Here is a 25,379-nt window from a genome sequence, read left to right as displayed (position 1 = left end):
AGGGACGGCTCAGGAGACAGCGCCCCATCCACCGGAGACAGCGGCGGCGACAGCGGCTCGGGCGGTGGCGGCGGGGGCGACTGACCCCAGGCACGGCAGAAGGGCCCGGCAGCAGGTGCTGCCGGGCCCTCCGTGTCTCCACCTCTCCGGGGGCTCTCCCGCGGGCCGTGACCGGCGTCCAGAGGCCACCTGCGCTGGCCCGCGCTCTCACCGCGGACAGGAAGGGGCTTTCCGTGCCCAACCGTCAGATTTCAATGGCCGGCGCTCAGCCCGCGGCTGCGGCGCGGGCCGCGTATTCGATGGCCTTTGCCCTGACGTCCTCGGCATAGGACCGCGAGTTGTTGTAGGCGTAGACGGCACGGGTCCAGCCCGGCCCCTCCCCCAGATTCCCACCGGCCTCGCACAGATAGCCGGCTGCCGCCAGAGCGGCGTCGTCGATCTGCTGGGGGTCCGCGACGCCGTTTCCGTCGCCATCCCGCCCGAATTGCCGCCATGTCTCGGGAATGAACTGCAGGGGCCCGACAGCACGGTCCCACTGCCTGTCGCCGTCAAACTCACCCGCATCGGAGTCGCGGATGGCCGCATAGCCGTCCCCGTTCAGGGCCGGTCCGATGATCGGGGCCGTGCTGTAGCCGTCAGCGGCAAGCTCCCCGTTCCCATGGGTCGCGTGAGCGGACTCGACGAAGCCGATAGCGGCCAACGTGTTCCAGCCGAGGTGACAGTCGGGCCGCTCCCGTTGCACCACCACGCCGGCCGCAGCGTACGCCTGGAGGGCCCGCGAGGGGATCCCTGTCAGACCAGCCGTCGATTCCACCCAGCCCGGGTCGAGCAGGGTCGCTGTCCGCCCGTGAGACGCGGTCGGGGCCGCCTCGGCCGCAGCCCCCTCACGCATCCCAGCCGCTGGCGCGCTGGCGCCGTCGGGGGCCGGCGCGACCGCGAGGTACCCCGCAGGCACCGCCTCGGCGGCGGCGCCTGGTCCCGGCATGGAGCAGACCCAGCCGACGAATGCCAAGACGATGCCGGCCGCCACAGCGTTGGCAGCCGCCACCGGAGTGACGCGGGGCATGGCTCAGCCGAACCGACCGTTGACGTAGTCGCTGGTCCGCTGGTCGCGAGGGCTGTGGAACATCGCATCGGTGTCGCCGTGTTCCACGATCACCCCGGGCGTGTTCTGGGCCGCCAGGAAGAACGCGCACGTGTCAGACACGCGCGCTGCCTGCTGCATGTTGTGGGTGACGATGACGACGGTGACCTGGCCGCGCAGCGACTCGATGGTCTCTTCCACGCGCCGCGTGGATGTGGGATCAAGGGCCGAGCAGGGTTCGTCCATCAGCAGGACCTGCGGGCTGACCGCGAGGGATCGGGCGATGCAGAGGCGCTGCTGCTGTCCTCCGGACAGCCCACCCCCGGGCTGCTGGAGCCTGTCCTTGACCTCATCCCACAGCGATGCCTTGCGGAGCGAATCCTCCACGAGGAAGTCCTTCTCCGCGCGTGTCGCCTTGATGCCCGAGAGCTTCAGGCCGGCGATCGTGTTCTCGTAGATGGACATCGCCGGGAACGGGTTGGCCTTCTGGAAGACCATGCCGATGCTGCGACGGGCGGCGGTGATGCGCTGCTGGGGATCGTAGATGTCCTGGCCGTCCAGCCGCACGCTGCCAGCCAGCGAGGCGCTGGGCACCATCTCGTGCATCCGGTTCAGGATGCGCAGGAAGGTCGACTTCCCGCATCCGCTCGGCCCGATCAGCGCCGTGACGGTACCGGCGGGCATGGAGAGCGAGACACGGTCGAGCACTTTGCGTTCTCCGAACCACGCACTGATCTCCTCTGCCTCGAGCCCGGCAGCAGCAGGCCGCGCCGAGAGGTCGAAACGGGCCTTGTCCTGACGGCGGCCGGACAGTGTGCGGTCTTCGTCGAAGACAGCCAGCGGGCTTGATCGGACAGGGTCCTCCACGTGGTCGATTGCGACGGTCGGCAGCTCGGGGGTGTTGCGCATGGTGATGTCCCTAGAGGAGGTTCGGCAGGAGGAAGTTGACGTTGGTGCCGGTGATGAGCCCGGCGGCGGTGAGGGCAGGCACGAAGACCAGCCAGGTCTCCCGCCTGCCCCAGCGGGTCCAGGACCAGACGGCCGCTACGGAGACCAGGATCAGCAGCTGGAGGCACAGGACGAGGGTGAACAGGTTGGTGGTGTCCTGCCCCATTGCCTGTTCGGCTCCGGGCAGGGAGCCGGGGACCAGCACGGGCGCGGCCTTCTCAAACGGCTTGGAGACCAGCTTCGCGTCCACGCGCAGGACGTCCTCGGGCATGAAGGCAGGACCGTCCGCTGTGATCAGGGTGAGACGTCCTTCGGTGGGCAGTGGGGCCGGCGGAGCCTGGTCCCCCGCCCGTCGAAGCCCCATGACCTCGAACGCGGCCTCGCCCTGGCCGGTCGTGAGCGTGAACCGGGAGCCGGGAGCGAGGTCATGCAGGGACCGGAAGACCCCGCCGTACGCACCGGAGCGTCCCATGAGCACGCTTGTCCCGGTCTGGCCCGGGAGCGGCGTATCCCGCCGGTGGCCGGCACCGAGCATCGTCTGGGCGGACGCCGTGCCCTCGACCACTACCTCGCGCACGCCGATATCTGGAATCGACAGCAGCGCGAGCGGAGTCCCCGGGGCGACAAGCGCGCCGTCGAACGTCGTCTGGCCGAGCGGCGCGGAACCTTCGCTGAGACTGAGTCGGAGCTCTTCGTAGAGACGCTCCTGCGCAGTGGCGTGCAGGAGGGGCGAGACACCCACGAGGTTGATCAGCTGGAGAGTGATCACAGTGGCGAGCATCGTGAGCACCATCGACAGCAGCATGCGCCACGGCGCGACCGGCGCCCGGCCGACGGACGGCTTCTTGGGCCGGGTGGACGGCGGCGGGACTGCGCCCGGACGCGGCCGGCGTACCGGCCGGACCCGACGTCGCGACGACGGCTCGGCAGCGCCGGCGACCGCCGCGCCAGCGGGCTCCTCGAGCACCGTTCCGGCCGTCACGACTCGCTCCCAGACGACGATCCCTTGGGACGCCTACCGACGACTCGCGCGGCGAACGGCGGGGCCAGCACGAGCAGCAGCAGCAGGACGCCCGCGACGACCAGCATCGTCTGGGCCTGTCCCCAGCCGTTCCTGCCCTCGAGCGTGGTGGACACGGGCGAGAGGGCCTGCCCTGAAGCTCCCTGCACCTGCACAGCCGCCGATCCGCACACTCCGGTGTCGGCGTCGCACGCTCCAGCCCCGGAGCTGCCCGCGGCCGCCGCAGCGGCCTCCGGCGCGGCTGCCGCGTCCTTCCCAGTCTGGCCGCCCGCACCAGCGGCCGGCCCAGCAGCCGAGGCGCTGCCTGCCGTGGCGCTGGCCGCCGAGGCCGGTCCGCCCTTGTTGGACCCGGTGCTGCCGGGGCCCTGGTTCTCCGCCGCGCTGGCTCCGGTCCATGGGGCCTGACAGGCGGCGTTGCAGCCCGGATCGAACGGAGCGGTGCGCACCAGCTGGTTCATGGCCGGGGAATCGCCCGGCTTGAACGTGGGGTTGTTGCAGGCGGGGGCTGTTCCGCTCCTGACACTGTTGCGGGTCGCGTCCATCTTGGCCAGGGTCTCCTTGTCCACGCCCGGCACCTTGCGCAGCTGGTCCATCGCGGCCAGTACGAGGTTCATGGGCAGCGGAGAGTAGCCGAGCTCGCCCATAGGCCGCTGCCCCTCGCACAGGGCGTAGTTCGCGAAGAAGCCGAGCGTGGCACCCTGGGCGTAGTTGAGCGCAGTGGTCGTCTCGGTGGGCACGATCATGTAGGAGTAGGCGGACATGGGATACGAGCGCGGATCCCGGTAGCCATACACCTTCGAGAGGTCCTGCGAGAGGTAGTTCAGGCTCTTCGCATCCATGTTGATCTTGGCCTGGGTGAGCGCCACTGCCACAGCGGACTCCGATGGCACCGTGTAGAAGCCTGCGGAATTCTTCACCTGGGCAACAGGGAAGCCGATGCCGCGGGCATAGGAGTACTCGTCGTAGTTGATCGTGTACAGGTTGTTCGCGGTGTAGGTCGTGACACCCTGCGAGCCGTTCTGCGCCACGAAGTTGCGCAGCTGGCCGTTGCCGATGGGGAAGAAGGACGTAGCGCTCTTCGGGTCGCACCCGGTCTTGGCACACAGCTTCGCGTAGTCGGACGGGAACTGGCGGAGCAGCCACAGCGTGAACTGGGCCGTCGCACCCGAGCCGTCAGAGCGGACGACGACGTTGACGGTGGCGTCCGGAAGCGGCACGCCCGGGTTGTCGGCGCGGATGACCGGATCGTTCCATTTCTGGATCTGGCCCGTGAAGATCTTGGCGATTGCCGTCTGGGACAGCTTCAGGGAGGTCAGCCGGTTCGGCCCGACCTTGAGGTTGTACATGAACGCCGTTCCGCCGGCCACCACCGGAAGCATCGCGTACTTGAAGCTCGGGCGGCTGTTGTCCCGGGGGTCTGCGGTGTCACCCGTGTAGGGGATCTCCGAGACGGCGAACTGCTTCATCTTGTCGGCGAACTCTTTGCGACCGGTGGATGAGCCCTTGTTCTCGTAGTCGACGGTCACGCCCTGCGCGCCAACCCGTGAGACCCAGTCCTGGAGTGCATTGCCGGCCCACGACGAGCCGGAGCCGCCGATACGGATGTAGCTCGCCGCCTGGGCTGGCGCCAGGCCGGCGAAGATGAGGCCGAGGGCGGTGAGGATTCCGGCGACCATGGTGAGCGCCTCGCGGCGGCGGCCGGAGTCGTGCTTGGGCCTGCGGATCATGGCTTCTCCTGGAAGGGGACGGAGGTGGCGGACCTCGGATCGATGACGGAGTCGGAATCGCCGTCCGGTGCGGCGTGGAGGCGGTCCCGCTCTGCGCTCAGGCGGGCGTAGTTCTCCTGGATGCGGGGCAGATCGCGCCGCGACTGGTGCGCCATTCGGCGCAATTGCGCGTCCGTGGTCTTGCCGGCCTCCTGCCCGCCGATCAGGCGGGCGACGATGAAGAGGACCAGGACGACGAACAGCAGGAAGGCGGCTGTCGCGAAGCCACGGGCGACCATCTCCGGAACCGGAGACCGGACGAGATCTAGGGCCGCCAGCGGGAGCGGGGTCTGCGGACCGTAGAAGGGGTTCACGTTCATGACGCCGGTGAAGCCCGCCGTGAGCAGCACGGGAGCCGTTTCCCCGATACCGTGCGCCGTCGCCAGGATGACCCCGGTCGCGAGACCGGAACGGACCGTGGGCAGCACGACATACAGGACGACGCTCCACTGCCCTGCGCCGAGCGCGAGCCCGGCTTCGCGCAGGTTTCCCGGAACGAGCCTGAGCACCACGTCCGCGGACCGGATCATGATGGGGAGCATCAGCACCGTGATGGCAAGGGATGCGGCGAAGCCGTTCGTCTGCCGTGTGACCGCCAGGACGATGGCCGCGTACACGAAGAGGCCGGCAACGACCGAGGGCAGCGCCGTCATGGCTTCGACCACCGTGCGCACGATCCGCGCGAAGCGGCCGCCGACCTCGTTGAGGAACACCGCAGTGGTCAGCCCCAGGGGAATGGTGATGACGAGCGCGATGGTGATCTGCTGAAGCGTGCCTACGAGGGCGTGCAGGATCCCGCCCTCGTCCAGACCGGAGAGGGGCCCGGCGCCGGTCATGTCCCGGGTGAAGAAGTTCAGGTGCGTGAGCGCCTCCTGACCTCGCGCGAAGGTGAAGACGACGACGATCGCCAGAGTGCCGACGACGGCGGCGCCCGCCGCCCACATCAGCACGCTGGCAAAGCCGTCCCAGACGGCAGGGAAGGGTTCACGGAGGGCGAGCAATGCGGCGTAGAGCAGCACGAACCAGAAGAACGAGACGGCCAGCATCCAGCCGGGCGGGATCAGTCCCGAGCCCACGGTCAGCAGCACGCCCATGGCCAGCGCGCCGATAGCCGCACCGATCACGGCGAAGACACGGTCGCGGGCGGCTCCGAGCCGGACACGGTCCGGCTCGGTCGATGGCCCTTCCCTGTCCAGCAGAGGAAGGAAGGTGCGCGGCTCGGCCTGCGAGTCGCCTGCTCCAGAACGGACACTGATCTTGTCGACGATTGACATGGCTCTAGCCCTCGCTCTCGGCGCCGGAACGGGAACGGGCGATGATTGCAGAGGCAGTGAAATTGACAAGCATCGTCACGATGAACAACGTGAAGCCAGCCGCCATCAGGGCACTCATCGCGAATTCATTGGACTCCGAATACTTCAGCGCGATCATTGCGGCGATCGAGTTCGCACCCTTCTCGAGGATGTGGAACTTGATCTCGAAGACGGGGCTGATGATGAGGTAGATCGCGATCGTCTCGCCGAGCGCCCGACCGAGCCCCAGCATCGTGCCGCCGATGATCCCACCCTGCCCGAACGGCAGGACCACGGCGCGGATCATTCCCCATCGTGTGGCCCCGAGCGCGAAGGCACCCTCTCGTTCTCCGATAGGCGCGCGCCGGAAGGACTCAGTCATGATGGACGTCTGGATGGGCACGATCATCATGGCGACGACAAGACCGGCAATGAAGGTCGACGCGGTGAAGGGCACGGTGTCCCGCAGGGGACTGGACGGATCCACGCCCTCGACCTGGAAGACGGGGATCCAGCCGAACCAGAGGTAGATCCAGCGGCTGAGGTCGACGATATTCGGCTGCAGCATGTACGCACCCCAGAGACCGAAGACCACCGAGGGCACAGCCGCCAGGAGGTCGACGAGCGAGGTCAGGGTCTTCTGGAGCCACCCGCGGGCCACTTCAGTGATGAACAGTGCCGTCCCCAGCGAGAGCGGCATCGCCACGAGCAGTGCGACCACGGCGATCTGGACGGTGCCCCAGAGCACCGCGGCGATGCCGAAGTCGTTGCTCTCGGGCGCCCAATTCTGGGTGGTCAGGAACTTCCACAGGCCCACTTCGCTGATCGCATGCACACCGTTGCTGGCCAGGAAGATGCCGACCATGGCCATGATGGCCAGCACGATGACGCCGCCTACCCGCGTGATGGTGCGGAACAGGTAGTCGCCCGATTCCAGCCGGTGCTTGAGGGGGCGGGGGCTGGCCGCGCCGAGCCCGGATTCCGGGTACTCCGGCAGGTAAGTGCTCATGAACGCCGTCCTCGGGCAAGCAGTGATGACGAGACGACCGCGGCCAGAGCGACACCCAGGCCGATCAGGAGTCCGTGCTGGGGCCACGCGCTTCCGGCGCGGGCGGTCACTCCCCCGGCCAGCGGCACCGGCTGGGCCGCGTCGGCGCCCTTCGCCACGGGGGCTGCCTTGGCCGGCGACTCCGCGGCGGCGGGGACCGACGCTGCAGCCGGCGCCAGGGCGTCGGCCGGCGGACCGCCAAGCGACAGGGGGAGGATGGCGGAGCCGGCACCCCCGGCCGCGGACCTGTCCATGACGGGCAGGTCCTTGAGCGTCATCGTGCCGCGTGCAAGGCCCTTGAGCACCGTGACCGCCTCATCGAGCTGCTTGTGCAGCGTCGCTGTCAGCGGCGCGTATCCGGGAGGGAGCATTCCAGCGCGGAAGCCCTGCTGCTGGCCCGGGCCGCCGATGTACCCGAACAGTTCGGCGTACTTCGCTGCTTCCGCAGGCGTGGCCAGGGAAGCATTGACAGCGCCGTAGACAGGGACCGTCAGCGGATAGGCCCCGCCGGCGATGTCCGGAGTCCTGTCCGGGCGAAGCACTCCGGGAGTTCCCGTCGGCTCGAAGTCCTGTGCAGCCCTCGTGAGGCTCCTGTTGTCCGCTCCCACGCAGGACGTGCCCTCTGCGTCGCAGAGTTGTGCGGTCGGCAGCTGGAACTTGGCAGCGGAGGCCGAATCCGTGATGGAGATGACGTTCCGGTTGCCGAAGCTCTCGCGGGGCACGAGCTTGAACGCGGGAGGCGTGCAGTCCATGCACCAGTTGGTGACCGATGCCGGCTGCGCACGCACGGTGTAGTTGGCCGCTGCCGCCATGTCGTGCACAGTCGCGTACTGGTCCCCGACGGTCAGGGCAGGCTGCTCCACGGTGCCGTCGGCAAGTCGGACGGCCGGCCGCTCGGCCCAGTAGACCTGCGGGTATGCCGCGCTGTCCGAGGGATAGACCGGCTTCGCGTAGTTGAAGTTCGCCGGCTCTTTGGCATCTGCGATCTTCCGCTCCGCGGCAGCGTCGAGGCTCTGGGCCTGGTCCTCGCAGGAATCGTAGGTGCGCATCGAGTAGTACGGGTTGATGACCATGCCCCAGGGATCGGGACAGCCCTCGAGGAAGGCGCGCGCGCTCTTCTGGTTGAGGATCCAGTCCCAGACGGCAGCAGCGGCATCCGAGCGCAGGCCCTCGACAATCGGCGGGCTGAGGCTGGCCGCCGACCCGAGGCCCTTGGGGTTCAGCTTCTGGAATTCGGGGTCCTGCTGGACGCTGTACGGCATGGGCTGGCCGTATTCCGTAGTCCCGGGCTTCTTGAACGGGGCATCCTCGACGAGAGCGGGCGCCGTGTGGGCGATGTAGCTCTGGGTGAGCAGTTTGGCCAGAAGGCGGGCGTTGAGCTTGAGATCGCGTACGAGCGCCCCGTTCTTGGCCTTGTCGGCTTCGAATTCCGCCTCATTGGCGTATCCGCAGACCCTGGCCACCAGATCGCTGTACTCACGGGTGCAGGGATTGTCGACCGTCATGGCGACAACAACCCCACTGAGCGCCGCCGGCGCGTGAACGGCCTTCTTGACATTCGCCGCGGGTTGGATTGTGAATGCCAGGGGATTGGCGCCTTCGAGCTGCTTGCGGGCCTGCATGTCCGCCATGGGGGTGAATCCCACGGTGAAGCCTTTGTCCTCGCAGATGCCGGGGATCCACGACTTCATGGCCGCTGTCAGATTCTCTGATCCGAAGCTCAAGGTGGCGGCCTGGTCCGAGGAGCATGACGCACCGACGTTCTGGAAATGGAGCGGCACCTGCATGCGCAGGCCCCACAGGCTGGGCGCGAGAGGGCCAGCCTTGAGGACCTTGTCGATCGTCCCACTGCGGGGCACGGCGACGAGCCAGCACTTGCTCACACTGGGCGCGTCGGCCCGGTAGCCGCATCCCAGGCCTGATGCCTCTGCGCCCGTCTGCAGCTCGAACGTCCGGCTGCCTTCGCCTCTGGCACCCGTTGCCAGGAACAGCGAGTGTTCGTTCGTAGAGGTCCGGCTGAAGAAGGGATTGCGGTACTCGCTGAGGCCGAACCCGTCGGTGATCCGGGTCTGCTCGCCGGTGATCGAGAGGAAAGGCGCGGGGAGGTTCATGCGGGGCACGACGGCGTCGGGCGCCTCCCAGTCCCCGCCCTTGACGAGCGGATCGGCGAGCAGAGCCCGCTGGTGTGCGGGCGTCGAGATGTCCCCGTCGGCGCCTACAGCACCGAACTGGCACGTTGCAGGGTCCGGCTCAGTGGCGTTCGGGTCGGGCTTGCCATCGGCACCCGGACGACCCCAGCACTGGAAGACCTGCAGATAGGTGGACGGACCTCCGCTCGCGCCTTCCACCGGCTTGGCCCCGGTGAAGGACACCGTGACCGATTGGTTCTGGAGGTTCTTGGTCTGCGAGACCGTCCAGCTCAGGCCGCCGAGGCCATTGTCCGCCCCGAAGGTGGACGCCGCTGCGGTCTGGATGCGACGGTCGATGTCCGCATACGTCTTTCCCGCCGTGTGGGGAAGAGCTTGGCTGGAATCGCGGGGCACGACCGTCTCGGCCGGGTTCCCCGCGTTGTCCCAGCGCACCGTGACCGCCGAATCACTGGCCATGCTGCCCTGGGTGCCCCAGTCGGCACCGGGCACCGTCGGCGCCGCGGTCGATTCAGCAGGGAGAAGCACCGCCGAGCCGGCAATCAGGACACCGGCCAGCGCTGAGGCTTGGAACGCCTTTCGCCATGCGCGGCGCCGGACACAGCGCGCTAGGGCAGGGAATTCAATCATCGGAGGATTCTTTCGCTACGGCCGGAACTGGGCCGGACAGAATGAGCCCCACAATCGCCGGGCGCCCCAAGAATTATGGGGTGCGACCGACCGGACGGTTCTGGAAGAAGGAGAAGCAAGGGTGCCCGGAAGATGAACAATCGGTGACGGGAAAGGCGTTCCCTCCGGAGGCGAGGGCCGTGAAGAAGCCGAAGGGCGGGCCGGACGACGTCCGACCCGCCCCCTCTGTGGCAGGTGTCAGCCCACGATGCGGTACGCGGACGTGCGAGAGGCCGTCAGGTACCCGCTGCGGACGAACGTGACGCGGACGCGGATCTGCTTTCCACGGTCATAGGACGTCAGTTTGTAGGCGGAAGCCGTTGCACCCTTGATCGGGTAGCCGTTGCGCAGCCACTGGTACTGGATGACGGACGGCAGCGGCGTCGGCTTCGTGACGTAGGCCTTCAGCGTGTAGCCGACCTTCGCGGTGCCGCCGATGGTCGGGGCCACGAGGTTGGCGAACACGCCCTTGGGGACGACGTAGGCGGAAGTAGGTGTGGTGGTGAGGTATCCCGCGCGCAGGAACGCCACCTTGACCCGGATCTGCTTCGCCTGGTCAGAGGCAGTGAGCTTGTAGCTCGATCCCGTTGCACCGCTGATGGCAGCACCGTTGCGCAGCCACTGGTACCGGATGCTGGACGGGGCCGGGGACGGGACGGTCACGACGGCCTTGAGCGTGTAGCCGACAGCAGCGGTTCCGCTGATGCGGGGCGCGACCACGTTGGCGAAGACCCCGCTGACCGTGTAGGCCGTAGAAGTCCTGACCGCGTCGATGTAGCCGGCCTTGGTGTGGCGGGCCGCAACGCTGATCTTGTGCGCCTGGTCAGCGGCAACCAGCTTGTAGGTGGTCGTCGTGGCGCCCGGGATCGCAGCGCCGTCGCGGAGCCACTGGAAGGTGGTGGCGTCGGCGGCCGGGACGGAAGCGGCGACGGCGGCCGTGAGCGTGTAGCCGACAGCAGTGGTCCCAGTGATGCGCGGAACGCTGACCGAGGCGAAGGGCTCCTGCCGCGCACCGATGGTCCAGTTGCCCGCGGAGTCGGTGGTGAGGGTCGCCCACGACGCGACGGCCTGGCCGCCCACGGGGTTGATCGTCGCCTTGGTGAAGTCATCGGACAGCTGGGTGCACACGTAGCCGATGCTGTACGTGTGGTTGGGCTGCACGGCGTTCTGCATGTTCGCCACGGCCTGGCCGGCGCTGTCAAGGAAGCCGTTCTCGAGCGTGCTCGGAGCGGCAACCGTGCCGTCGCTGTTCAGCGACATCTGGAACATGGGGTCCTGGACGAACGTGTACTGCGATGCGGCCGCCACGTCGCCGGTCGCAACCGAAGGGACCTCGGAGCCCTGTTCGGCGATCACGACGAGGGCTCCCGACATGGCGTCCAGCACGGGGCAGGCCATGTCGGTGCTGAGTTCGGTCGCAGCGAGATCGGCGACAGTCCACGCGCCGGAGGCCCTGGTGGAGGTCACGGTGCCGGCAGAGGTGGAGGAGATTTCAGCGTGGGCGGGCACGATGCTGCCGCTGAGGAGCATCGCTCCGCCGGCGAGGGCAGCAACCGCCCTGGAGCCCAGGAGGCGGGCTCGGGTGCTTGCGGAAGTCATGGGCTTCCCTTTCAAGGCGTGTCCGCGATCAGCGGACGGGAATTCGGGGTGGAATGGGCGTGGCGGCGGGGGCTAGTTGGTGTATCCGGAGGGCTTGCCCGCAGCCCAGTCGCCCACATACTCAAGGTTCATGAAGCCGAACTTGTTGATGATCCGCTTGCTCGCCGTGGTCTTGAGCAGGGTCGTGATGGAGTTCCGCAGGACAACGTCCTCGGTCGCCGTGCTGCTCGCGATGCGTGCAGGGACCACGTTGAAGACATCGCGCGCGTAGCTGCCGAATCCGACCGGGGGCGCAACGGTGGGATCGCCGAAGAGCGGCCCCGGGCGCAGCGTGGGAGCGGCGCTGGCCGGGTCGATCGCCTTGCGGGAGGCGATGTCTGCCAGATGGTGCTGGGCACTCGTCGTGTTCTGGATGGCTCCGTTGTTCTGGGCGATCCACTGGGCAGCGGAGAACGGGACGATATCGCCATCGTTGACCAGAACCTCAGCGTTGTTCTCGGGGAAGCCCTGGTTCGCTGGAGGCACGCAGGTGGAGTCGAGGCTCGTGAGGGCGGCCGCCTTCATGAAGAAGGAGTACGTTCCGGACGCAGCATTGGGGACCTTGGGGGTCAGCACGAAGCCATCGACCACGGGCTTGCCTTCGGCGTTGATGGTGACCCGCCCCTTGGGCGTGCAGGAGAAGATGCCCTGGATCTCCTCCGGGCTCAGGTCCAGAGCGCGGTTCTGGCTGTCCTTGTAGGCGAACGTCATCGCGTCGCGGGCGAAGGGGAGGAAGATCAGCTCGTTGCCGGCCTTGCTCGGGGCAGAGGAGGAGCGAGCCACGCTGATGTCGCCGGGCTTGAGGGTGTAGGTCTGCTTGTCCTGGCCGATGAAGACGTGGTTGTTCGGGTTCTCGGCGGCGCTGAGCGCCTTGACGCCGGAGCCGGAACCGTTGGGCCGCGCAATGGTCTGGCCCGAGGTGTTGAGCGTGATCGTGGTGCTGCCGTCCGCAGCGAAAGCGTCCCACGAGGCGATCGAGCGGATCGGTCCGCCGTTCGTCAGGCCGTTCCAGACGCCCTGGGTCGTGTCCGAGCCGACGGCTGCGTAGGGCCGACCGCTCGACGCGGGCTCCGCCGAGGCCAGCGACACGCCGGCAAAGCCAAGAACGAGCGCGGAGGCAGTGACGGCTCCGGCCTTCTTGATGATGTTGGATCTCATGGATGTTCTCCGGTCTCAAGTCTGTGTGGAGCGGTCGAACGGTTCACAAGGGCGCACGACCGTACACAGTTTCGGCTCGAGAGGGCCGGAAACCGTCCACCGAAGACGAAGAAGAACTCCTCTTCAGGTGAACACTGGGAGACATTTCAGGGAACTCATGGGGCGGGCGCTTCCCGGTCCGTTTCGCCGCCTGCTTCCTCATCTGCCGAAGGAATCAGTCCAGGCATATACCGCGACCCGTGCCTGACGGCCTTGTCGGCGACTGTCGCAACAGAAAGGGCCGCCAGCGCATTGGCAGCCGATTGGTCGCACTCGCGCGCAAGAGGGTGCCACGCCGGTGCCATGAGGACAGGACGGTCCTCAAAACAGGCGTACCAACCCAATCGGCCCGTGGCGTGATGCCGGACGAAGCTCAGCGTCAGCGACTGCGCGTTCTCGCGGATTCTGAGTGCCTGTTCCGCTGCGCTCTTGTAGTCCGGGAACAGCCCGACACCCCGTGCGATCTCCCGGTGATTTCCGGAAATGATGCGCCAGCCCGTGCATTCGCCGAAATCGCCCAATCGCCGCACCAGCGGCTGATTGGTCGGCGGCGAAGGACGCCTGAGAACGGGAGCGGGCCGATGCCGGCCAACGAGGGCGGCCAGCCTGACCACGTGATCCGGCTGTGGGATCGCTGCCGAAAGGTCGGCTTCGCGCTCCTTCCAACGCTGGACGGCAGGCGCCGACGAGCTGGCAAAAGTGGTGAATGCAATACGCGCCATGGAAACGGCCCCTCTAGTATGAAGACCGGCCGTCCCCCCGACGTTTTCTGTCCCCCACGGCCGAAGTCAGAGTGAGGTCGTTCGGCGAATAATCGGCGACTCGCGGACTAACGCCACGAAAACGCCGCATGACAGTTCCAATTCCAGCGACACGCTCCCGTTCTCCGGTAAGGGCTGCATCGATTTCTGATTCATGCAGGAATCGAGCGTGCTGAGGCCGCGGCGCCCAGCGCGCCGCGGCCTGGAGAGGGCAGCCGCTGCGCGGCTGCAGGAGGATGCCCGTCAGTGCGAGGGCATGATGCGGTGGTGGTGTGCGTCCATGCTCGGCTTGATGGCCGCAGCCGTGACGCCCGCTGCCACGAGCCCGGCGATCCAGGACGTCCACGACGCGCCCATGAGGGACGTGTAGCTGCCCATCCACGGGGAGACGAACAGCAGGACCGCGAAGGCGAGCTGCGCGTACTCGAGCCATGGAGTCCCCGGCATCGCGAGGTTGAGCACGCCCGTGGCGACCAGTAGGACGCCGAACACGGCCATGAGGGTGGTGGAGGTGGACGTCTGGGCCGTCCACAGGACTGACAGTGCCGTGTAGAGGCCCGCCACGATCGCGACGTAGTCCTCCCAGCGGGTCCATTTCTTCATTGCTGCCTCCCATCTCTGCTCCCCCGGAACCCCCGAGGGAGTGCCGGTCAGTGGTCGGCAGTCGGTGCAATGACTGCGCCGGCGCCCGCAGCCGCTGGCCGCTTCCAGTACACGCCCGGGCGGCGGGGGTGTAAAGACCCCCGCCGCCCCGGGCGGTCCCAGAGCTGCGCGGTTAGAGCGGCCGGTCCGTGCGCGCCGGCTGGCCCTCCTCCTCGTCTTCCTCGGCCTCCTCGTCTTCCTCGTCTTCGGAGGAACCCTGGCGGGCCAGCGCCGCCGGCACCGCGATGAACGTCACGAGGCACAGCAGCAGCAGCGCGGCGCCCGCGACCCAGGACTCCCACAGTCCGATGACCTTGTAGAAGATGAGCGAGCTCGTGCCCACGATCAGCAGGCACGCGAGGACGAGTCCGATCTTCGCAGCCCACGCCCCGCTCGTGACGATCCGGTTCTTCACGTGCCTGCGGAACAGCCAGCGGTGCACGCTCAAGGGCATGAGCACCACCGGGATTGCAGCCGCGGCCGTGAGGACCATGGCGAGGTAGAGCCACACGCCGTACGCGTCCAGCTCGGCGAACCGGGACTGGAAGGGAAGCGTAAGAAGGAAGCCGGCGATGAGCTGGAGTCCGGTCTGGAGGATCCTCAGCTCCTGGAGGAGCTCGTTCCAGTTCCTGTCGAGCTTCGCCGCATACGTCTCGCGGCGCTTGTATCCGCGTTCGTCGTCGAGCGGCTCCTCGCGCTGCGGTGCGCCGGCGTCAGTGATTCCGGAGGGCATCGATCAGCTCTGCCTTCCGCATCGACGAGTAGCCCTTGAGGCCGAGTTCCTTCGCGCGGGAGCGCAGCTCCTCGACCGTGCGGTCCTCATAGTCCCCGGCCTTGCCCCCACGCCGGCCCACCTTCCCGCGGCCCTCCTTGGCGGCCGCGTTCGAGATGCGGGCGGCCTTCTCCTTCGATGCGCCCTCGTCGCGCAATTCCTCGTACAGCTCTGGATCCTTGAGGCTCGGTGGCGTCTTCCTGGCGGGCATGATGGCTCCTTCCCTCGGCCTCGGGCAGCGCAGTCGCCCCGGCGCCGGGGCTCGCTGCCGTCAGCTGATTATTGCCCCACCGGGGCTCCCTTCACACCGGTTGGCACGGTCACGCCCGTGTGCGCGCCCACACTCCCGTGCGTGGAGCCGGAGCGGGGCGGTCGACGTACCGGAGCGTCTCGAGGCGCCCGCGGACCTCCTCGACCGCGTCGCTCTCGGCGAGCATGCCCGGGAGGTAGTCCCCGCCCTTGACGTACACGTCCGGCCGGAGGCTGTGGATGAGGTCCACCGCTGTCTCGGAGTCGAACACGGCTGCGCAGTCCACGGCCGCGAGGGCGGCGACCACCGCGGCGCGGTCGTCCTCGCCCACGGCCGGCGCCTGCCCGCGCAGCCGCTCGGCCGAGGCGTCCGAGTTCACCGCGACGATCAGGAGTCCTCCCAGGCTCGCAGCCTCCTCGAGGAAGGCAGTGTGGCCTCGGTGCAGGCCGTCGAACACCCCGTTGGTGAGGACGATCCGCTCGCCCCGCCCCCTCGCCTCCTCGGCGACGGCGAGCACCTCCTCCCAGCGCCCGACGCCGGTCTTCCGCACGCCGTGGGCCCGCGCAGCGTCCGCGGCGCCGCTCAGGCCCTCCCCTGCCGCGCCAGCCGCCCGTTGCGCATCGCCCAGGTCCCCGCGCAGGCGCTCGGCGAGCTGCTCGGCGCTGCAGGTGGAGGTCCCGGGCGACTCCACCACGGCGTCCGCGGCCGCCTGCGCGATGTCCGCGGCGTCGTCGATCCCGAGCCCCGCGGCGAGGGCGAGCGCGAGGCCTGCGGTGAACGTGTCCCCCGCGCCCACGGCGTTCTGCTCGGGGGCGGGATGCGCGAGGGTGCGGTGCCGTGCGCCGTCCGGGCCGAGCACCACGGTCCCGTCCCGGTCCAGGGTCACGACCGTGTGGCTGGCTCCCGTGGCCCGGGCGATCTCGTGGGCGTGCTCGGCAGCCCACCGGCCCCGGTCCCCGTGCGGTGGTGCGGCGCCGAGGAGGGCAGCGGCCTCGGCGGCGTTCGGCGTCGCCACGTCCGCATGCAGTCCGGCCCAGTCGGCCGCGCTGTGCGCGTCGACGATGAGGGTGTGCGCGGCGTCGCGCAGGTCGTCCCGGTCCAGGGCTGCAAGGGCGCCGAGGCGGTAGTCGCAGAGCACGACGGCGTCCGCGCCCTCGAGCGCGGCGCTCGCCGCCCGCGCGACGTCCGCGGCCTCGTCGTCGCTCGCCGTGCGGCAGGTGTCCACCCGCAGGAGGAGCTGGCCGTCGGCGACCATCCGTGCCTTGACGGCGGTGGCGGCGCCGGGCCTGCGCACGAGCCAGCGGTCCTCGATCCCGGCTGCCGCCAGGCACTGGACGAGCGCCGAGCCGGGCTCGTCGTCCCCCGCGACCCCGACGAGCCGGACCCTGGCCCCGAGCGCAGCGAGGTTCATGGCGGTGTTGGCCGCGCCGCCAGGGGCATCCTGCACGCGCTGCACATCCAGCACGGGCACGGGGCCCTCGCGGCACAGCCGCTCGCTCGTGCCTTCGAAGCGGCGGTCCAGGAGGACGTCCCCGAGGACCACGACGACGGGCTGGCGCGTGCGCACACTCTCGAGGAACTGTCCGGCGGTGCGGGGGTCGACTGCCGTCATGGGGCCTCCTGCGGGATGTGGAGAGGAGAAGGAGCCCCGGCACGAAGCGGGAACCCGGCGCTGGCTGAACCTGGGACACGGACGCTGCGAAGCTGGGGGACTGGGAATGAACGCTGCTTCCTTCTCCCTTCCCCCGTTCCGTTCCTCCCACACCCGGCCGGGCGCGCCCGGTTGGGCGCACCGGATGCGTGTGCCGGTTGCGCATACCGAATGAGCGCGCCGGTTGGGCATCGCGTGGACGGGTAGATCGGCGAGGGACGGCCTCCGTGGAGGAGGCTCCGACGAGCGTGGACGGGAGACGGCATGGAGCACGAGCCGCGGTTCGAGGGCGTGGACCGCATCGCGGTGCTGCGCGGGGGCGGGATCGGCGACCTCGTCGGGGCGCTGCCAGCCCTGGCTGCCCTGCGGGCGGCCTACCCCGGCGCGGAGACGGTGCTGCTCACGACTCCGCTGCTCGCAGGCCTCCTCGAGGGGCGCCCCAGCCTCGTGGACCGCACCGTCCCCGTCCCGCTCTTCCCGGATGCCGTGGGCCCGGGCGGCGTCCGATGGTGGGCGCACGCGCCGACCCTGGCCCTGCTCTCAGCGCTGCGCGCAGAGGGGATCGACCTCGCGGTGCAGCTCCACGGCGGCGGGCGCAATACGAACCCGTTCGTCCTGGCACTCGGGGCCACGCACACGGTGGGCTGCGCCACCGACGATGCCGCCGCGCTCGAGCGCTCGATGCCGCACGCCTTCTACCAGCGCGAGCTCGACCGCTGGCTCGAGGTCGCCGCGCTCGCGGGCGCCCCCTCGGCCGGCCACGTGCCCCACTTCGCCGCGACCGCCGCGGACGCCGCCGCCGCGCGGCCCTGGCTCGACCCCGCGTGCCGGGGACTCGTCGTCGTGCATCCGGGGGCGACCGACGCCCGGCGGCGCTGGCCCGCCGAGCGCTTCGCCGCCGTGGCCGCGGACCTGGCCGCCGACGGCTGGCAGGTGCTCGTGGTGGGGGACGACGGCGAGCGCGGCCTCGCCGAGGAGGTCGCCCGCGCGGCGTCCGAGGGGCAGGGCCCGGGTGTGGGGAGCGTGCAGTCCGCCGCGGGCCGCACGAGCCTCGCGGCGCTCGTCGGACTGCTTGCGGCCGCCCGGCTCGTGGTGGCCAACGACAGCGGGCCCCGGCACCTCGCGGAGGCCCTCGGGACGCCCACGGCCTCGGTGTACTGGGCGCCCAACGTGGTCAACGCGGGCCCCGTGGGCCGGCGGCTGAACCGGGTGCAGATCGCGTGGCGCTCGGCGTGCCCGGTGTGCGGCCGGGACGGCACAGACCCCTTCGCCGAGGCGTGCGGCCACACCGTGCCCTGGGTCGAGGAGGTGCCCGTCCACGCCGTGCTCGCCGACGCGAAGAGCCTCCTCGCCGGGCGCCGGGCCGGCCGCGGGGGCTGAGTGCTCCGGTCCGGCTACGGCCAGGAGTCCTCCATGGAGCCGGCGACCAGCAGCTCGCGCACCTCGCAGCCCGGGGGCTGGGACAGCGCGAAGAGCACGGACCGCGCCACGTCCGAGGGACGGTTGAGGTTGGTGCGGTCATGGGGCTTGTACTGCTCCGGGCGGTCGTCGAAGAACGGCGTGTCCATGCCGCCCGGGATGAGGGTGGTGACGCCCACCCGGCCCTTGAGCTCGGCCGCGAGGGCGCGGCTGAAGCCGATCACCCCGAACTTGGACGCGCAGTAGGCGGTGGCCCCGGCGGCGCCGCGCAGGCCCAGGGTCGAGGCGACGGTCACGACCCTGCCTCGGCTGCGCTCGAGGTAAGGGAGCGCGGCGCGGACCACGGCCGCCGTGCCGAGGAGGTTCACGCGGACCACGCGCTCCCAGTCCTCCGCGGGCACCTCGCCGAGCTCGCCGCACTTGTCGATACCCGCGGCGCACACGATCGCGTCGAGTCCGCCCATCTCCTCGGCGGCCTGCGCGACGGCGGCCTCTGCTGCCTCCCGCTCGGAGAGGTCCACGGTCCAGCCGCGCTGGCCCTCTCCTGCCGGCTGCCGGTCCAGGACGAGCGGGACGGCACCCGCTCCCGCGGCGGCCTCGACAACCGCCGCCCCGAGGCCGGACGCGCCCCCGGTCACGAGGATGCGGGCACCTTTCAGGGGGCTCGCCGCGGCCTCGCCGGCCGTGCTCGCCGCCGGGCTCGCCGCCGGGCTCGCCGCCGGGGTCTCGGCGCCGTTGATCAGGTGGGTGGTGTCAGTCATGCGGGCAGTCCTCTCTCTCGGGCTGTGTTCCCAGGAATCGGGCTTCCCAGGAATCGGGCTTCTCAGGAATCAGAAAGCGGGGTCAGCTCAGCCGAGGCCCGCGATCGCGGTGGCGAGCGACGTCGTCGACCGCCCTGGCTCGAGCGGCACGGTCACCGTTTCGCCGCCCCAGCTGCGCAGGAGCGCGGTCTCGGGGAGGTCGTCGGCGCGGTAGTCACCGCCCTTGACCCAGACGTGCGGGCGCAGCCTCGCGATCGCCGCCTCGGGCGTGTCCTCGCCGAACACCTCGACCGCGTCCACGCACGCGAGGCCCTCGAGCAGCTCGGCCCGGTCCGCCTGCCCCATGACGGGCCGATCGGGGCCCTTGAGCCGCCGGACCGAGTCGTCCGAGTTGAGGCACACGATCAGGCAGTCGCCCATGGCGCGCGCTGCCTCGAGGAGGCGCAGGTGGCCCGTGTGCAGGAGGTCGAAGCAGCCGCCTGCCGCGACCACCCTCCCGCCTGCCGCGCGGACCCTCCGGGCGAGGTCCACTGCCGCGCTCGCGCGGGGGTCCTCCCCGCCCAGCCTCCCCCCATTGCCGGAGGCCGGACGGGAAACCATCTCGCGGGGTGCGGCCGCCGCAGCCGGCGAGGCCCCGGCGTCGGCCGCGGCCCCTGCGTCGGGGGCGAGGGAGCGCACCCCGCCGCTCGCGAGGAATGCCACCGCGGTCGCGACGCTCGTCTCGGCCGCTGCCTCGAGGGACTCCCCCCGGGCCAGCGCCACGGCGAGCGCGGACGCGAACCTGTCCCCAGCCCCGCACGGATCCTCGATCCGCAGTCCGGCCGAGGGCACCGCGACGTGCGTGTCGCCGTCGGGCGAGCACACGAGCGCACCGCGCTCGGCGAGGGTGACGATGACGGACTGGGCACCCCAGCGCTGCAGGAGCCGTCCCGCCGCCGATGCAACGGCACCGAGCTCGTGGACATCCCGGCCCGAGAGCGAGAGCAGCTCGGGCAGGTTCGGGGTCACCGCCGCCGCGCCGGCCACGGGGCGTGGACCGCGCGGGTGCGGGTCCCACACGAGCGGGACCCGGCTCGCGGCGGCCTCGAGCGCGGCGCGGAGGGCCGGCGAGTCCGCGACGCCGCGGCCGTAGTCGGCGACCACCACGGCGTCCACGGCATCGAGTGCGGCGACCATGGCCTCGTCCACGAGCGGCAGCGGCCTGGTCCCACAGCCCTCGTCGACGCGGGCGATCCGCTGGCCGTCCGCGGTGACGCGCATCTTCACGGGAGTCGGGCCGCCCAGGGCGCCGGCCGTGACCCGCACCGGCGCGAGCAGCGCGCGGAGCCGGGCGGCGGCGTCGTCCCCGGCGAGGGCCGTGACGAGCTCCACGTCGTGGCCGTCGTCGGCGAGCATCGTCGCCACGAGCCCGGCCCCGCCCGGGCGTTCGATCCGCTCCCGGACATCCACGACCGGCGCGGGGGCGTCCGGGCAGAGGCGGTCTGCGTGTCCCGTCAGGTCGATGTCCAGGAGGGTGTCCCCCACCACTGCGATCCTCATCTCATCCCTCCTCTCCGTGCTGGCGCGTTTCTCCGTGCTGGCGGGAGCTGCGGCCCTCGAGCTCGGCCACGCACGCGTCGAAGCCCTCGCACAGGGCGTGGATGGCCACGAGCTGGGACTCCTGCACGTGGCAGCTGCGGGCCTCGAGCGCCAGCACCTCGTCCACTGCGGAGGCGAGCGGGTTCGGTGCCGGTCCCGTGAGCGCCCACGTGAGCGCGCCGCAGTCGCGGGCGGCGCCCGCGGCGGCGAGCAGGTTCGCGCTCGCGCCGCTCGTGGAGAGCAGCAGGACGATGTCGCCGGGCCGGGCGTGGGCGCGTACCTGCCGGGCGAACACCTCGGCGTAGCCGTAGTCGTTGCCGATCGCCGTCACGGCGGAGGTGTCCGCGTGCAGCGCGATCGCCGAGTAGGCCGGCCGGTCCCCGTCATACCTGCCCACGAGCTCGGCGGTGAGGTGCTGCGCCTCGGCGGCGGACCCGCCGTTGCCCGCCGCGAGGAGCCGCGCGCCGGCGTGGAGCCGCTCGGCGAGCACCGCCGACCAGCGGCCGATGAGGGCAGACTGCGAGCGCAGGCCGAGGATGGCCTGGGCGGACGCCTCGAGATGCTCGCCGACGCGGCCCTCGAGTTCGCGCGCCCAGGCCTCGGGCGCGGCGGGGCGGGCGCTGGCGCCGGGCCGGGCACGGGCGGCGGACAGGGAGGACACGTTCACGGCGGCGGGTCCGGCCGTGTGGGCGCTCCATCGGCCGATCGATTCCGCGGCGCCCATCAGAGCGCTCCCTCAGTACGCCGAAGACGGCCTCTCGAGGCCTCGACGTCCGCGGCGGGCCATTCCCAGTGGTCCAGCATGGCGCGGTACACGCGCTCGGTGTCCGCCGCGACGCGGTCCCACGTGTAGCGGGAGCGCGCCCGCTCCACGCCCGCCGCGCCGAGAGACGCCCGCAGCGCGGGGTCGTCCGCGAGGGTCCGGACCGCCTGGGCGAGCGCCGCGGGGTCCTTGGGCGGGACGTGGAGCCCGGTCACGCCGTCCACCACCGTCTCGCTCAGGCCTCCCACGGCGGCCACGATGAGGGGGACGCCGCAGGCCATGGCCTCGAGCGGCACGATCCCGAACGGCTCGTACCAGGGCGTGCACACCACGGCGTCCACGCCCCTCAGGAGCGCCGGCATCTCGTCCCGGGCCACCTGCCCGGCGAAGATGAGCTGGTTCTCCACGCCCAGCGCCGCGGCGAGGTCCCGCAGGCGGCGCACCTCGGGGTCCGAGGCGATCCTGTCCTTGGAGGCATCGCCGCCGGCGATCACGAGCTCGATGTCCCGGCGGCCGGACTCGGCCAGGAGGCCGAGCGCGGTGATCACGGTGTCCACTCCCTTGCGCGGCACGAGCCGGCCGACTGCGGCGAGCCGCATCCGGGCGCCGTGCCGGCGGGCCGGGCCGTCCGGGGTGAACTTCTCGGTGTCCACGCCGCAGGGGACGATCGAGATGCGGCGCTGGCTCACGCCCATGCTGCGCAGCTCAAAGGCCTCGTCGGGGCATGTGGCGATGACCCGGTCCACGCTCCGGGCCACCCAGGGCTCGAGGCTCTCCCGCTCCGCCGGGCTCGTGTCCTCCACCCCCTGATGGCGGCGCTTGACCACCCCGAGGGCGTGGAAGGTCTGGGCAACGGCTGGTACGGGCAGGCCCTGCTTCTGGAGGGCCCCCACAGCTTCGATGCACGCGATGCCGGACATCCAGAAGTGGCCGTGCACCACCTGGGGAGGGTCCTCGGCCCAGTAGCGGGCGATCCGCTCCGCGAACTCGGGGATGTAGGGCAGCAGCCTGTCCTTGGGCACCGCCCGGGCCGGCCCCGCGTCCACGTTGACGAGGGCCACGCCGGAGGGGAGCCGCTGCTCCCAGTGCAGCCTTTCGCTGTCGCGGCGGGTGAACACGGTCACCTCGTGCCCGCGGCGCACGAGGGCAGCCGCGAGCTCGGCCACGTGGATGTTCTGCCCGCCCGCGTCCTCGCCGCCCACGGCGGCGAGGGGACTCGCGTGCTCGGACACCATCGATATCCTCATGTCCTGCTCCTCATCTCTCGGGCGGGCCGGGCACTGCCGGGCCGCGCCGTGCCGATGCCCCCGGGCCCGCGGAGGGCCTCGGCGAGCACGTCATCCCAGTCGGCCAGGAACCGGCCGAGCCCGTACCGGGCCAGTGCCGCCTCCCGCGCCGCGTGCCCCGCGGCGCGCGCCGCCTCCGGGTCTGCCATGAGGGCGGTCGCGGCCTCGGCGAGCTCCGCGGGGCTCGCGCTCACCAGCCCCGCCTCCGGCGGAACGGCACGGAAGGCCTCCGTGGAGCCGACGGCGAGCACCGGCATCCCCGCGTGCATGGCCTCGAGCAGGGCGAGCCCGAGGGAGGTCCAGCGGAACGGGTGGAGGTACGTGCGCCGCCGGGCGAGCTCCGCGTGGAGCCGCGGCGGGGGCACGTCCCCAGCCCAGTGCAGACGCCCGGGAGGCACGCCGACCGCCTCCCGGAGGCCCTCGCCTCCCATGCCGAAGACGTCCAGCGAAGCCCTCGCCGCGAAGCGGGGCAGGAGGTCCGTGCCCGCGGTGCGGCCGCGGCGGACGGGCTCGTTGACCGCGACGGCGAGCCGCTCGAGCTCCCCCGTGTACAGGTGGCCCGGGTCCGGGACGCCGTGCTCCACGACGTGGACGGGCGCTCTGCCCGTGTCCCACATGAGCGCGTTGAAGTGCGTCACGTGCACCACCGGGATCTCAGACTGGTCCGCGAGCGCGTGCCTCGTGTCCGGCACGGCGCCACGGGGCGTGTTGTGCTCCACGTACACGGCCGGGACGTCGGTCCCGGGGCGCAGGCCGGTGAGCTCGCGCACGCGCTCGGCCTCCTCGGGCCGCTGGAGCACGACGGCGTCGATCGCCCCGGCCCCGTCCGCCAGCAGTTCCGGGGTCGCCTCGATCGCGTTGGGCCAGTCGCGCCCGCCGGTCCCGAGCCCCCATGGGCCGCGCGCCTCGTCCACGGGCAAAACGTACTCGTGCCGCCCGCGCACGAACGCCTCGGCCCAGCCGCCGTGCACGTGCCAGAGGAGGATGCGCATCACGCCACCGCCCCGGTCGGAGCCGTCGGGAGGCCGGCCAGGCCGGCGAGGCCAGTCACGCCCGCGAGCGCGGCGAGGACATCCTCCGGCGTGACTGACGCGAGGCACGGGTGCCCCGGGACGGGGCATTCGCGCGCCCGGCTGCCGGCGCACGCCTCGTCCTGCTGGCCGAGGAGCACGGAAGGGCCTCCCCGCGGCCCCCAGCTCTGCGCCGAGACGACCGGCGAGAAGAGGCTCACCACGGGGGTCCGCACGGCCGCCGCGAGGTGCGCGGGACCGGTGTTGCCCACGACGACGGCGCTCGCCCCCGCGAGCACGTCCACAAGTGCGGGGACGTCCGTCTTCCCGCCGAGGTCTGTCCCCGCAGCACCGGCGACCCGTTCCGTGAGCTCCCGCTCGCCGGGCCCACCGGTGACCACGACGGTGATCCCCCGGGCCGCGAGGAGCGAGACGAGCTCGGCGGCATGCGACGCGGGCCACGCGCGTGCCGGGACGTCCGCACCGGGGTGGACCACCACGTACTCGCCCGGGGGACGCACCGCGCTCGGTGCCGTTCGGGCGAGTGCCGGGAGCCCGTCGTCGTCCGCGGGGAGCGCGAAGCCCGCGGCGGCGGCGATGCCGAGCGCGCGGTCTGCCTCGTGCAGTTCCCACGGCAGGTCGCGGCTGGTCACGCGCACGTCGAGGAGGCTGCCCGGGTAGTCCTCGGACAGGCCGGTAATGCGGGCGACGCCGCAGCGGCGCAGCTCGAGGGCCAGGGGAAGCGGGGACTGGTGGAACGAGGTGAGGATGACGGCCTCCTCCACACCGGCGCCGGCGATGAGCCGCTCGAGCGCGCCGAGGTGCGCCTCGCTGGCCCGCGCTGGAGGGTTGCCGATCCAGGGACAGTCCCATTCGAGGTGCTCCGAGACGCCGGGCAGGAGGGGCGCGACGGCGCTGCCCCGGGGGCCGGTGAGCAGCACCGCCTCGGCGTGGGCGGCGACGGCGCGGACAGCGGGGCCGGCGAGGACCACGTCGCCGAGGCTGTCAAGCCGGGCGACGAGGACACGCCTCACTGCGCCGCCTCCGCGGCGGTCACCCCGGCCGGCGTCTGGGCGCGGCCCAGGATCAGGTGCAGCGCGCCAGCCAGGTCGTCGGCCTGTTCCGGGGCGGCGAGGACTTCCTCGCGTCGGGTCACCGGCGTCGGCACGAGGATCCCCCGCGCACCCGCCCTGCGGGCGGCCTCCATATCGGCCCCGATGTCCCCCACCATCACCGTGGCCTCCGGCGCGGCCCCGAGGGCCTCGCACGCCGCGAGCACCATGCCAGGCGCGGGCTTCCGGCACCCGCACCCGTCCTCGGGGGCGTGCGGGCACACGCACCACACGTCGAACGGGCCGAGCAGCTCCTCGATCCGCGCGTTGACGGCGTCCGCCTGTGCGCGGGTGATGAGGCCCCGGCCGATCCCGGACTGGTTCGTGATGACGCCCAGGGCCACCCCTTCGGCGCGCAGCGCGGCGAGGACCTCGGCGGCGCCTTCGACGGGCTCCACGAGCGCGGGCTCGCCGTTGTACGGGACGTCGTGCACGAGCGTTCCGTCGCGGTCGAACAGAACCGCAGCGGGCGGAGAAGTGGGCACGTCGGTTCGAAGGCTGGGCATGCCTGAGCAGTTCCCGGCGGAAGGTAGACTAAACCGACCCGGGGCACTGGCGCCCCGC

At 71.1% G+C, this 25,379-nt stretch carries 22 protein-coding genes; 1 reads left to right on the top strand and 21 read right to left on the bottom strand.

Translation table 11 applies throughout. The features are described 5' to 3' along the window. Positions 1-265: 265 nt before the first annotated feature. The 14 genes from ABCQ75_RS10170 to ABCQ75_RS10105 all read right to left on the bottom strand — a co-directional run bounded on the left by ABCQ75_RS10170 (position 266) and on the right by ABCQ75_RS10105 (position 16,847). Positions 266-1,066 carry a lytic transglycosylase domain-containing protein gene (locus ABCQ75_RS10170; protein ID WP_345885254.1) on the bottom strand — a complete coding sequence of 267 codons (801 nt, stop codon included), beginning with the start codon at positions 1,064-1,066 and terminating at the stop codon, positions 266-268. 3 nt (positions 1,067-1,069) lie between these two features. After that, positions 1,070-1,993: a phosphate ABC transporter ATP-binding protein PstB gene (gene pstB / locus ABCQ75_RS10165; protein WP_345885253.1), complete on the bottom strand. Its 924-nt coding sequence runs from the start codon at positions 1,991-1,993 to the stop codon at positions 1,070-1,072. Positions 1,994-2,003: 10 nt separating this feature from the next. Beyond that, positions 2,004-3,014, bottom strand: a complete 1,011-nt coding sequence (locus ABCQ75_RS10160; RefSeq protein ID WP_345885251.1) for a sortase — start codon at positions 3,012-3,014, stop codon at positions 2,004-2,006. Next, positions 3,011-4,780 carry a substrate-binding domain-containing protein gene (locus ABCQ75_RS10155; RefSeq protein ID WP_345885249.1) on the bottom strand — a complete coding sequence of 590 codons (1,770 nt, stop codon included), beginning with the start codon at positions 4,778-4,780 and terminating at the stop codon, positions 3,011-3,013. Before ABCQ75_RS10155 ends, ABCQ75_RS10160 begins: the two co-directional genes overlap by 4 nt. Then, positions 4,777-6,093 (bottom strand): PstA family ABC transporter permease, encoded by a 1,317-nt coding sequence (locus ABCQ75_RS10150; RefSeq protein WP_345885247.1) that lies wholly within the window; start codon positions 6,091-6,093, stop codon positions 4,777-4,779. Before ABCQ75_RS10150 ends, ABCQ75_RS10155 begins: the two co-directional genes overlap by 4 nt. A 4-nt stretch (positions 6,094-6,097) precedes the next feature. After that, on the bottom strand, positions 6,098-7,120 hold the full coding sequence (gene pstC, locus ABCQ75_RS10145) for a phosphate ABC transporter permease subunit PstC (RefSeq protein ID WP_345885244.1): 1,023 nt from the start codon (positions 7,118-7,120) through the stop codon (positions 6,098-6,100). Further along, entirely contained in the window at positions 7,117-9,765 is a 2,649-nt protein-coding gene (locus ABCQ75_RS10140) for a hypothetical protein (RefSeq protein WP_345885243.1), read from the bottom strand. Before ABCQ75_RS10140 ends, pstC begins: the two co-directional genes overlap by 4 nt. Before the next feature lie 408 nt (positions 9,766-10,173). Then, positions 10,174-11,574, bottom strand: a complete 1,401-nt coding sequence (locus tag ABCQ75_RS10135) for a hypothetical protein (protein WP_345885240.1) — start codon at positions 11,572-11,574, stop codon at positions 10,174-10,176. Between the two features lie 72 nt (positions 11,575-11,646). Further along, the gene (locus ABCQ75_RS10130) at positions 11,647-12,771 is read right to left on the bottom strand and encodes a hypothetical protein (protein WP_345885238.1); all 1,125 of its coding nucleotides are present in this window, start codon (positions 12,769-12,771) and stop codon (positions 11,647-11,649) included. A gap of 155 nt (positions 12,772-12,926) precedes the next feature. Continuing rightward, positions 12,927-13,532 carry a hypothetical protein gene (locus tag ABCQ75_RS10125; RefSeq protein WP_345885237.1) on the bottom strand — a complete coding sequence of 202 codons (606 nt, stop codon included), beginning with the start codon at positions 13,530-13,532 and terminating at the stop codon, positions 12,927-12,929. Positions 13,533-13,814: 282 nt separating this feature from the next. Continuing rightward, positions 13,815-14,174 (bottom strand): SPW repeat domain-containing protein, encoded by a 360-nt coding sequence (locus ABCQ75_RS10120; RefSeq protein ID WP_345885235.1) that lies wholly within the window; start codon positions 14,172-14,174, stop codon positions 13,815-13,817. 172 nt (positions 14,175-14,346) lie between these two features. Then, positions 14,347-14,946 (bottom strand): DUF6328 family protein, encoded by a 600-nt coding sequence (locus ABCQ75_RS10115; protein WP_345885233.1) that lies wholly within the window; start codon positions 14,944-14,946, stop codon positions 14,347-14,349. Beyond that, positions 14,927-15,196 (bottom strand): DUF7218 family protein, encoded by a 270-nt coding sequence (locus ABCQ75_RS10110; RefSeq protein WP_345885231.1) that lies wholly within the window; start codon positions 15,194-15,196, stop codon positions 14,927-14,929. Before ABCQ75_RS10110 ends, ABCQ75_RS10115 begins: the two co-directional genes overlap by 20 nt. A 109-nt stretch (positions 15,197-15,305) precedes the next feature. After that, positions 15,306-16,847 (bottom strand): PfkB family carbohydrate kinase, encoded by a 1,542-nt coding sequence (locus ABCQ75_RS10105; protein WP_345885229.1) that lies wholly within the window; start codon positions 16,845-16,847, stop codon positions 15,306-15,308. Between the two features lie 303 nt (positions 16,848-17,150). Between ABCQ75_RS10105 and ABCQ75_RS10100 the strand changes: the two genes are divergently transcribed. Next, positions 17,151-18,266: a glycosyltransferase family 9 protein gene (locus ABCQ75_RS10100; RefSeq protein ID WP_345885226.1), complete on the top strand. Its 1,116-nt coding sequence runs from the start codon at positions 17,151-17,153 to the stop codon at positions 18,264-18,266. 14 nt (positions 18,267-18,280) lie between these two features. Here the strand turns inward: ABCQ75_RS10100 and ABCQ75_RS10095 are convergent, their stop codons facing one another. The 7 genes from ABCQ75_RS10095 to ABCQ75_RS10065 form a co-directional block, all read right to left on the bottom strand. Beyond that, positions 18,281-19,066, bottom strand: coding sequence for an SDR family oxidoreductase (locus ABCQ75_RS10095; RefSeq protein WP_345885225.1), 786 nt, complete (start codon positions 19,064-19,066; stop codon positions 18,281-18,283). An 87-nt stretch (positions 19,067-19,153) separates the two neighbouring features. After that, positions 19,154-20,605: a PfkB family carbohydrate kinase gene (locus tag ABCQ75_RS10090; protein WP_345885223.1), complete on the bottom strand. Its 1,452-nt coding sequence runs from the start codon at positions 20,603-20,605 to the stop codon at positions 19,154-19,156. A gap of 1 nt (position 20,606) precedes the next feature. Beyond that, positions 20,607-21,368, bottom strand: coding sequence for a D-sedoheptulose-7-phosphate isomerase (locus tag ABCQ75_RS10085; RefSeq protein ID WP_345885221.1), 762 nt, complete (start codon positions 21,366-21,368; stop codon positions 20,607-20,609). Then, the gene (locus ABCQ75_RS10080; RefSeq protein ID WP_345885220.1) at positions 21,368-22,654 is read right to left on the bottom strand and encodes a glycosyltransferase; all 1,287 of its coding nucleotides are present in this window, start codon (positions 22,652-22,654) and stop codon (positions 21,368-21,370) included. Before ABCQ75_RS10080 ends, ABCQ75_RS10085 begins: the two co-directional genes overlap by 1 nt. After that, positions 22,651-23,685: a glycosyltransferase gene (locus tag ABCQ75_RS10075; protein ID WP_345885219.1), complete on the bottom strand. Its 1,035-nt coding sequence runs from the start codon at positions 23,683-23,685 to the stop codon at positions 22,651-22,653. Before ABCQ75_RS10075 ends, ABCQ75_RS10080 begins: the two co-directional genes overlap by 4 nt. Then, positions 23,685-24,737 carry a glycosyltransferase family 9 protein gene (locus ABCQ75_RS10070; protein WP_345885217.1) on the bottom strand — a complete coding sequence of 351 codons (1,053 nt, stop codon included), beginning with the start codon at positions 24,735-24,737 and terminating at the stop codon, positions 23,685-23,687. The genes ABCQ75_RS10075 and ABCQ75_RS10070 overlap by 1 nt, the downstream gene beginning before the upstream one ends. After that, entirely contained in the window at positions 24,734-25,300 is a 567-nt protein-coding gene (locus ABCQ75_RS10065; RefSeq protein WP_345885216.1) for a D-glycero-alpha-D-manno-heptose-1,7-bisphosphate 7-phosphatase, read from the bottom strand. The genes ABCQ75_RS10070 and ABCQ75_RS10065 overlap by 4 nt, the downstream gene beginning before the upstream one ends. Between the last annotated feature and the right edge of the window lie 79 nt (positions 25,301-25,379).

This window comes from Sinomonas halotolerans (assembly GCF_039615075.1).
Classification (GTDB): Bacteria; Actinomycetota; Actinomycetes; order Actinomycetales; family Micrococcaceae; genus Sinomonas; species Sinomonas halotolerans.
Note: the sequence above shows the minus strand (reverse complement) of the source record. Positions and strands in the feature narration are given on the sequence as shown.

Bases quoted from the DNA above. Each gene is read 5' to 3' on its own strand.
- ABCQ75_RS10170 (WP_345885254.1), bottom strand. From the start codon at position 1,066: ATGCCCCGCGTCACTCCGGTGGCGGCTGCCAACGCTGTGGCGGCCGGC.
- pstB (WP_345885253.1), bottom strand. From the start codon at position 1,993: ATGCGCAACACCCCCGAGCTGCCGACCGTCGCAATCGACCACGTGGAG.
- ABCQ75_RS10155 (WP_345885249.1), bottom strand. From the start codon at position 4,780: ATGATCCGCAGGCCCAAGCACGACTCCGGCCGCCGCCGCGAGGCGCTC.
- ABCQ75_RS10150 (WP_345885247.1), bottom strand. From the start codon at position 6,093: ATGTCAATCGTCGACAAGATCAGTGTCCGTTCTGGAGCAGGCGACTCG.
- pstC (WP_345885244.1), bottom strand. From the start codon at position 7,120: ATGAGCACTTACCTGCCGGAGTACCCGGAATCCGGGCTCGGCGCGGCC.
- ABCQ75_RS10140 (WP_345885243.1), bottom strand. From the start codon at position 9,765: ATGGCCAGTGATTCGGCGGTCACGGTGCGCTGGGACAACGCGGGGAAC.
- ABCQ75_RS10135 (WP_345885240.1), bottom strand. From the start codon at position 11,574: ATGACTTCCGCAAGCACCCGAGCCCGCCTCCTGGGCTCCAGGGCGGTT.
- ABCQ75_RS10130 (WP_345885238.1), bottom strand. From the start codon at position 12,771: ATGAGATCCAACATCATCAAGAAGGCCGGAGCCGTCACTGCCTCCGCG.
- ABCQ75_RS10125 (WP_345885237.1), bottom strand. From the start codon at position 13,532: ATGGCGCGTATTGCATTCACCACTTTTGCCAGCTCGTCGGCGCCTGCC.
- ABCQ75_RS10120 (WP_345885235.1), bottom strand. From the start codon at position 14,174: ATGAAGAAATGGACCCGCTGGGAGGACTACGTCGCGATCGTGGCGGGC.
- ABCQ75_RS10115 (WP_345885233.1), bottom strand. From the start codon at position 14,946: ATGCCCTCCGGAATCACTGACGCCGGCGCACCGCAGCGCGAGGAGCCG.
- ABCQ75_RS10110 (WP_345885231.1), bottom strand. From the start codon at position 15,196: ATGCCCGCCAGGAAGACGCCACCGAGCCTCAAGGATCCAGAGCTGTAC.
- ABCQ75_RS10105 (WP_345885229.1), bottom strand. From the start codon at position 16,847: ATGACGGCAGTCGACCCCCGCACCGCCGGACAGTTCCTCGAGAGTGTG.
- ABCQ75_RS10100 (WP_345885226.1), top strand. From the start codon at position 17,151: ATGGAGCACGAGCCGCGGTTCGAGGGCGTGGACCGCATCGCGGTGCTG.
- ABCQ75_RS10095 (WP_345885225.1), bottom strand. From the start codon at position 19,066: ATGACTGACACCACCCACCTGATCAACGGCGCCGAGACCCCGGCGGCG.
- ABCQ75_RS10090 (WP_345885223.1), bottom strand. From the start codon at position 20,605: ATGAGGATCGCAGTGGTGGGGGACACCCTCCTGGACATCGACCTGACG.
- ABCQ75_RS10085 (WP_345885221.1), bottom strand. From the start codon at position 21,368: ATGGGCGCCGCGGAATCGATCGGCCGATGGAGCGCCCACACGGCCGGA.
- ABCQ75_RS10080 (WP_345885220.1), bottom strand. From the start codon at position 22,654: ATGAGGATATCGATGGTGTCCGAGCACGCGAGTCCCCTCGCCGCCGTG.
- ABCQ75_RS10075 (WP_345885219.1), bottom strand. From the start codon at position 23,685: ATGCGCATCCTCCTCTGGCACGTGCACGGCGGCTGGGCCGAGGCGTTC.